This is a genomic window from Vibrio sp. YT-15 (assembly GCF_033337445.1).
Lineage (GTDB): Bacteria > Pseudomonadota > Gammaproteobacteria > Enterobacterales > Vibrionaceae > Vibrio > Vibrio alginolyticus.
In genome coordinates this window covers 1-1,848 of sequence record NZ_JAWOQR010000053.1, presented here as the reverse complement: position 1 = coordinate 1,848, position 1,848 = coordinate 1, and the positions used below count along the sequence as shown (strand labels likewise).

Genomic DNA, 1,848 nt, shown 5'->3' with positions numbered 1-1,848 from the left:
AAACGCCAAACCGAGCGCCCAAAACAAAATCCAGTCGAGCTTATCCAAAAACAAAATATGGTGGTTGATACTCATGCCGAGCACCACCTGATACTCCCCAGCTTGAAACGCAAACGCGCGAATATTCAGCGAGTCCTCACTCCATTCGATGGCACGCTCGTGATTTAAAACCTGAGGCGAGCTAATGCTGTAGGCTCGGTTCTGAGGAATCGTCAGGCTCGAGTTCTGATACACGCTCTGCTTGCCTTCAAACACCCACATATAGAGCGTGCTGTTATTCGCTTGCTTGAACACATCCTCTGGCGAGCGTTTTAACTCGTTCTCAATGGCATTGAACTTACTGGAAATATAGCTGAAATCTTGCGAATAAAAGTGGCGTTCAATGGCGTACTGTAGGATGAAAGCCAAAGAAAAATAGGTCACAAACGTCATGCTAACAAACATCAGCACGAGCTTGTTTTTCATGGAAAAAGGCAGCGAGAACTTAGGCATCACGACTCTCTTCGAGTTTGTAGCCCATCCCTCTGACAGTGTGAATCAGTGGTTTATCGAACGGTTTGTCCACTTTGCTACGCAGACGTTTGACCGCCACATCAATCACATTGGTATCGCTGTCAAAGTTCATATCCCACACTAACGACGCAATGGTGGTACGTGAAAGCACTTGGCCAGTTTTGCGCATCAACAACTCAAGCAGGGCATATTCTTTGGCGGTAAGCAACATCGACTGCCCCGCGCGCGTGGCAACGCGCTTGATCATATCAAGTTCTAAATCTGCCACACGTAATGTTTGCGGCGATGCGACCACTTGCGCGGCAATATGATGACGAAATACGTTTTGAACACGCGCCAGTAGCTCTGCAAACGCGTAAGGTTTTACCACATAGTCATTGGCACCCAGCTCAAAACCGCGCACGCGATCTTCCACTTGCTCCTTCGCTGTCAGCATGATCACTGGGGTGTGAATCCCACTACTGCGCAATGTGTTAAGCACCTGCCAACCATCGAGTTTAGGCAACATAATGTCGAGGAGGATTAAGTCATATTCTTCACTGGTAGCGTGATAAAGCCCATCGACCCCATCATGCACTAAATCCACCACATACCCAGATTCAATCAAACCTTTTTGCAGATATTCTCCGGCTTTGTGCTCATCTTCGACGATCAATATTTTCAACTTTACTTACCTAGTGTGTTAGCGGGAGGATGAGAACCCAGTATAAAGCTCGAAAAAGAGCATGATGTGAACCACACCATACTCTTCCCCATTGGCAAACCATTATCGATTGTTATCGCGTTCGGCATAATGCACTTTGACATTCACTTTGCCCAAATATTCCAACTGACCATCTTCATTCATGCGTTCTTGCACGGTCACGAAGCCTCCATCTTTTAAATGCGTACTGCGAGACTTCACATTAAATGTCAGGATATTGAGCTCTTTATTCAGTTCACGAGCCGACATGGTTTTAAGTGAATTGAGTTCAGACAGTGCCTGTTGATAAGCCTCATCTGACGTTGCCGTCGGGGTAACTGAGATGGTTTTCATCTCTTCGCGGCTCACGTAGTTGCCACCAGTGAAAAGTGGTTGAGCGAATGCAGATGCGCTAGTCATTGCCATTACCGTTACAAAAAGAGCAGTTTTGATTGCGTTCATGTTGTTAACCTTTGAGTGCTTGTTTTCAATGAGGTCATTATTGAACACCGCCTCTGACACCACCCTTTCAACAACATGACATTTTTGTCATGAAAGCAACTTACTGGCGAAGGCGCTTGAGCGCTCCATCACGCTTAGCACAAGACAAAAAAGCGGCACATGCTCTCGCATGTGCCGCTTAGGATTTTTGC

2 protein-coding genes and 1 pseudogene are annotated in these 1,848 nt (G+C 46.5%); all 3 read right to left on the bottom strand.

Translation table 11 applies throughout. The annotated features are described in order from the left end of the window. Positions 1 to 492 (bottom strand): annotated as a pseudogene (locus tag R7D93_RS25150) (two-component sensor histidine kinase); the annotation flags it as partial. After that, positions 485 to 1,177, bottom strand: coding sequence for a heavy metal response regulator transcription factor (locus R7D93_RS25145; RefSeq protein WP_025612964.1), 693 nt, complete (start codon positions 1,175 to 1,177; stop codon positions 485 to 487). The pseudogene R7D93_RS25150 and the gene R7D93_RS25145, both read right to left, overlap by 8 nt. Positions 1,178 to 1,279: 102 nt before the next feature. Beyond that, positions 1,280 to 1,657, bottom strand: a complete 378-nt coding sequence (locus R7D93_RS25140) for a DUF3316 domain-containing protein (RefSeq protein ID WP_021823444.1) — start codon at positions 1,655 to 1,657, stop codon at positions 1,280 to 1,282. Positions 1,658 to 1,848 lie beyond the last annotated feature (191 nt).